At 65.7% G+C, this 5,617-nt stretch carries 5 protein-coding genes; 3 read left to right on the forward strand and 2 right to left on the reverse strand.

Features of this window, described 5'->3' with window-relative positions; translation table 11 throughout:
- Together MUO23_07695 and MUO23_07700 are read right to left on the reverse strand one after the other, a co-directional pair.
- Positions 1-828 (reverse strand): ABC transporter ATP-binding protein (locus MUO23_07695; GenBank protein ID MCJ7512837.1); only part of this gene is annotated, 828 nt, incomplete at its 3' end.
- Positions 825-1,589 carry an ABC transporter ATP-binding protein gene (locus MUO23_07700; GenBank protein ID MCJ7512838.1) on the reverse strand — a complete coding sequence of 255 codons (765 nt, stop codon included), beginning with the start codon at positions 1,587-1,589 and terminating at the stop codon, positions 825-827. The genes MUO23_07695 and MUO23_07700, both read right to left, overlap by 4 nt.
- A gap of 297 nt (positions 1,590-1,886) precedes the next feature.
- Between MUO23_07700 and MUO23_07705 the strand changes: the two genes are divergently transcribed.
- From MUO23_07705 to MUO23_07715, 3 genes are all read left to right on the forward strand, one after another.
- Entirely contained in the window at positions 1,887-3,896 is a 2,010-nt protein-coding gene (locus MUO23_07705) for a hypothetical protein (GenBank protein ID MCJ7512839.1), read from the forward strand.
- A gap of 72 nt (positions 3,897-3,968) precedes the next feature.
- Entirely contained in the window at positions 3,969-4,226 is a 258-nt protein-coding gene (locus MUO23_07710) for a 6-phosphofructokinase (GenBank protein MCJ7512840.1), read from the forward strand.
- Between the two features lie 62 nt (positions 4,227-4,288).
- Positions 4,289-5,617 (forward strand): aromatic amino acid ammonia-lyase (locus MUO23_07715; protein ID MCJ7512841.1); only part of this gene is annotated, 1,329 nt, incomplete at its 3' end.

The following is a 5,617-nucleotide window of genomic DNA, read 5'->3' on the forward strand; positions in this document are numbered from 1 at the left end:
AACCGGCTGCCCCTGGCGGAGGATCGGTTCGCTGGGTCCGAAGCGCAGGCGGTCCAGCCGGTGCGTGGCGGCGAGCAGCCGGGGGTGAGGCAGGTAGGGCAGGGCCCTGGCAAGGGTCTCATCCACCAACTCCCCGTCCGAAATCACGACCGTGCGTGTCGTATGGGCTGCCAGGGTCGGGTCGTGGGTGACCAGGGCAATCGTCTTCCCCGCCTGCGCCAGGTCCGCGAACAGGCGAACGATCGACTCCGCCGAGCGCGAGTCGAGGTTGCCTGTGGCTTCATCGGCCACGATCACCGGCGGATCATTCGCCAGGGCGCGGGCGATGGCGGCGGCCTGCTGTTGTCCCGTGGAGACCGCCCCCGGCAGCAGGTGGGCCTGGCCCTCAAGCCCGACCTGCCGCAGCAGGTCGAGGGCGCGCGCCGGCCGCCCCTGGAACTCGCCGTGGTTCACATAGTCCATCGGCAGCATGACGTTCTCCAACAGCGTCAGCATCGGCAGCAGCTGGAAGAACTGGAAGACGATGCCGACGGTCTGGCCGCGCCAGCGGGCTCTTTCCGACTCGGTCAGGCCGTAGATGTCCAGACCGTCGACCAGGACCTTCCCGGAGGTAGGGTGATCGATGCCGGTGATCATGTTCAGCAGCGTCGACTTGCCGCTGCCGGATTTCCCGACGATCGCCACAAACTCGCCCCGGTTCAGGGTCAGATCGAGGCCTTTCAAGACCGGGAACTCGCCGGCATGGTTGCGAAACGTCTTCTTGAGTTCGCGGATCGCGATGATCGGCTCGATCTGCAGAGGGCTCAGGGGGAGGGCGGGGGATGTCATGCGGTTCGTCCGCCGCGTCCGTTCCCGCCATGCTCGCCCAGACTCTGTGTGAGCACACCATCGGTCAGTTGGACCTGGCGCGAGAACAACGGGGCAAGGCTGGAGTCGTGGGTCACCATGACGATCGTCTTGCCCTGCGCCACCAGACGGGTGAATGCCTCAAGGATGTGGTCGGCGGTGACCGTATCCAGGCTGCCGGTCGGCTCATCGGCAACGAGCAGTTCGGGGTCATTGGCCAAGGCGCGGGCGATCGCCACTCGCTGCTGCTGTCCGCCGGAGATCTGGGCGGGCTTCTTGCCGGCGTGCTCTTCCAGCTCGACCAGGCGAAGCAGCTCCATGGCCCGCCCGGCGCTCTCCCGCCGGCTGTAGTCGCCGCACAGGTCGATCGGCAGCATGATGTTCTCAAGCAGGGTGAGCATCGGGAGGAAATGGAAGGCCTGATGGACAACCCCGATGTGCTGGCCGCGGAAGACAGCCAACTCCGCCTCCGGCATGGTGTGAAAGGCGTAGGATCGGCCATTGGGGGTGAGCACGACTTCGCCCGACGTCGCCTGATCGATGCCGGTGATCATGTTCAGCAGCGTCGATTTTCCGGCGCCCGATTTGCCGATGACGCCGATGAACTCGCCGCGGGCGACGCTGAGCGAAACGCCCTTCAGGGCCGGGAAGGGTCCGGCCGGGCTGTCGTATTCTTTGACGACATGGCGCAGTTGGATCAATGGGGGATGGGATCCCCCGGGTTCAACAGCAGTGTTCGGCATCCAAGGTGCTCAGTGGCACGTCCCAGCCGCGTGTACGGTGGCACGGGCAACAGGACATGTTATCACAAGCATGCAGCGAAACTGCCTTGGCGGCGCTAGGACTCATGGACCATTAACAATACCGAAAGGCCATCGGCTTGATGTCAGGCATGGGTCGGCCAGGTCCCGAGGGGCACGGGCGCAGAGCCCTCGACGGAGCAGGGCATATAATCCCCGCAGCATGGAGCCCCGTTGACCTCGAGCGCAGCCACATCCGGCGGGTCCAATACCGCCCCGACGTCTCATGAGGAGAGCCTGTTGCCTGAGCCCGGACTCGGCGGGGGGAGCAGCCGCACCGTCAGCAGGATCGTCTTCTGGTGCGGCTTCGTGCTGTTTGTGGTTGCCAGGATGGCCTATGCCGTTGTGCCTTCCCTCAGCCGAGCAGAGCCGGTGGAGATCGACGATGCCTATCGCTATCTGGCGCAGGCGCAGGTGATGGCTGAGTGCTTCGACGGAAGCTGTCCCGCCATTCAGTCCCTGGCGATGCAAATGCAAGTGGAAGGTGGCGACGAAGAAGTCGCCTTCCACCGCCTGCGGACCGACATCCACCTCTTCACCTACTTCCATCCGCTGTACTCGCTGGTGCTCACCGGCCTGCGCGCTCTCGGGCTGGGCGCTCCCCAGGCCTACAACCTCGCCTCAGCCGTGCTTGGGTTTGTGGTGTGCGTGGCGATTGGCCTGTGGATCAGGACGGTTTGGGGGCCGGCGGCCGCCGGGATCGCCCTTGGGCTGCTAGCGTTCTACCAGCTGCCGGGCCAGGGGCTGCACTTCGTACCTGGAACCCTGGCCTGGGGCTGGGCCGCCCTGAGCTGGGTCGTGATCCTTCGGCGTGACGTCAAGCGCTACCGCTATCTTCCGCTGCTCTGGATCGCCGCCCTGGGCACCCATCCGATGGGCGTGTTCTACGTCGCCGCCGCCTTGCTGATGATTGCCTGGATGAACGGCTGGCGGATGGACCGGCCCGCGCAACGGCTGCTCGCCGTTGGTGTGCTGCTGGTGCTGGGGCGGGTGATTCTAGCGGGACTCGTGCCCGTCTTTGCGCTGTCCGGGGATGCGGAGAGCTACTACGCCACGGGGACAACCTGGGGGCAGGCGTTCCAGCTCGGGGGCGCCAACCTGCTCGACCTGGTCGCCAGGTGGGGAGCGACCTACTGGAGCCTGGCTGCTGCCGCCCTTCTCGTCGTGGTCGGCCTAGCCGCAACTCCGGCCTCGCACGCCCGCCGGGTCTGGGCCGCGGGCCTGTCGCTGGCTGCGATCCTGTTGGCCAGCTTGGGGTATTACCATCCCGTTCACGGGAGCACCGCCACCGGGCGGATTTGGGCGAGCGTGGCGTTCTTCTTGATCGGAGCCGTTGGCAACGCCATCACCTTCTGGCTGGGCGCCTTGTGGACTTGGATCGCCCGGATTCGGCGGGGTGCGGGTGCCGCGCCCGCCGGTTTGATTGTGCGCGGCGCGGGCTTGCTGCTGCTCGGAGCCCTGGTCCTCCGATCCTTGGCGACCAATCTGAGGTATTCCTCACAGGCCTTCGCAGAAGGAATCCTCAAGGCGACGACCAAAGACGACCTTGGGCTGGGGGGTAGCGACGCATTCGCCCCGCTCCTGGAAATGGCTCCCGACCAGGCGGCCCTGTTTGTCGATGAGATTTCGTTGTACGCCGGCTTGGCGCATGGGGCCCTCGAACGAGAGGCCGTCTACCTGCCCATCGTCGCCGGAACGGAGGGCGAGCGGAGGTGGGTTCAGGCCAACGATCGGCTGGCGTACGTTGTGGGCCTATCCCCGGTCAGCCAGATGCCCTGGCTGCGCCAGGGGGGTCTCGCCCTCGGGCCCGGGACACCGCTTGAGGTTCTCAGCAGTACCACCCCAGGGCCAGACTGGGACGCGATCCGGCTTGAGAACTTGGGAGATGCAGCCACTCTGCTGCTCAGCCGCGGCGAGATTCTGCGCTCAGGTGCCGAGGCGTTGAACGTGCCCGCCGGGTTCTCGGGCTGGATGCCACTGCCCGAGTCGCTCGATGGTGAGACGCGGTTCTCATTGATGACAGCCTCGGATGCCGGGCAGGTGCGTGTTCTTGGGCTGCGTCTGGATGGCGAGGCAGCCACGAGTTGGCCGTGGGATCGAGGCGTCCGCCTGAGCGCCATCGATCCCTCCCGACCCTCACAGCCGGTAGTTGTCTCGCTCTCGACCTCGAATCTTGCACAAGCAGCGGGATTCCCTGTGGAGGTGGTCTCAGATGATCAGTCGGTCCTTCTGGCGAGAATCCGGCGTTAGGCGCTGGCGGGTATTCTCTGCCCTGCAGGGCAGCTGCGCCTCCCTCAGGCTCTCACTCGCGGGGGGTGGCCGGTGAAGCGCATCGCCGTTCTGACCCGCGGGGGAGATGCACCCGGGATGAACAGCGTGATCCGCGCCATCGTCCGGGCGGGAGCCGACCGGGGCCTGGAGGTGTACTGTGTGCGCCATGGTTTCAACGGACCGATCATTGGAGACATGCAGCGCCTCGGGCCTCGGGACGTTAGCGGCAGCATGCAACTGGCTCGGCTGCTCTGGCCGGACCATCAGCGGGGTGTCGATCTTCTTGCGGGGTGTCCCCGGCAGCCCTAGAATGGAAGTACACCCACCACGTTGGGTGCAGATCGTATTCCTGCCCGATGGGAGAGAAAGCGATGACCATTCGTCTTGACGGAAGCGGGCTGACGATCGAGAAGTTGGCCCGGATCGCACGTCTCAACGAGGAGGTTGAGCTCCCGTCTGAGGCGGTAGAACGCATCCGCCTCTGCCGGGCAATGCTTGAGGAGAAGCTCCAGGCGCACGAGATCATGTACGGGGTGAACACCGGCATCGGCGAGTTCTCCGAGGTCGCGCTCTCGGATGAGCAAGTGCGGCAGTTCCAGCGCTACTTGATCTACAACCACGCCGCCGGGATCGGGGACCCGGCCCCGGTCGAGCACGTCCGGGCGGCCATGGCCAGCCGGGTGAATGTCCATGCCCACGGCAACTCCGGGTGCCGGCCCGAGATCCCCCAGACCCTGGTGGCAATGCTCAATCGGGGCGTTACCCCGGTGGTCTGCCAGAAGGGCTCGGTGGGGGCTTCCGGGGACCTGGCGCCGATGTCCCAGATCGCCCTGCTGCTCATGGGGGAAGGGGAGGCATACTTCCAAGGGCAGCGCCTGCCGGGAGCGCAGGCGATGGAGCGCGCCAAGATCCCGATCCCCGATCTGCAGGCACGCGACGGCCTGGCGGCGATCAACGGCTCGAACTTCCTGACCGGCATGAGCGCCCTGCACCTGTTCGATATGGAGCGCTGGCTCAAACAAGCCGAAATCGCGTGTGCCATGTCCCTGGAAGCCTTGCTGGCGAATCTCAAGCCCTATGACGTTCGCCTGCACCAGGCGCGCGGGTTTCCTGGCGCTGTCCGGTCGGCCATGGCGATCCTGAAGTGTGTCGATGGTTCGGACCTGCAGACGGGCAAGCTGAAGAGCAAGGTGCAGGATGCGTATTCGATGCGCTCCTCACCCCAGGTCATCGGGGCGGCGCACGACATGCTGGCCTATGCCCGCAGCCAGGTCGAGATCGAGTTGAACGGGGTAGGGGACAATCCGATCTTCCTGCCGGAGGCGCGCCTGACACTCACCGGCGCCAACTTCCAGGGGACGCCGGTATCGCTGCCCATGGATAGCATGGGAGCGGCGATCACCATGGTTTGCGTGCTGTCCGAGCGCAGGCTCAATCGGCTGACCAACCCCGCCCTGAGCGTCGGCCTGCCGGCGTTCCTGACGAAGGGAGCCGGGATGTTCTCAGGGATGATGCTGAGTCAGTACACGGCCGACACGCTGATTGTCGAGCAGCGGCTTTTGTCGGCTCCGGCCTCGGTGCAGTCGATCCCGGCCGCCGCCGATCAAGAGGACTTCGTCTCGATGGGGATGAACACCGCCCTGAAGAACGGCCAGATCCTGGACAACGCCTACGGCATTCTGGGGATCGAGTTCATGGCT

It is taken from the genome of Anaerolineales bacterium, assembly GCA_022866145.1.
Classification (GTDB): Bacteria; Chloroflexota; Anaerolineae; order Anaerolineales; family E44-bin32; genus PFL42.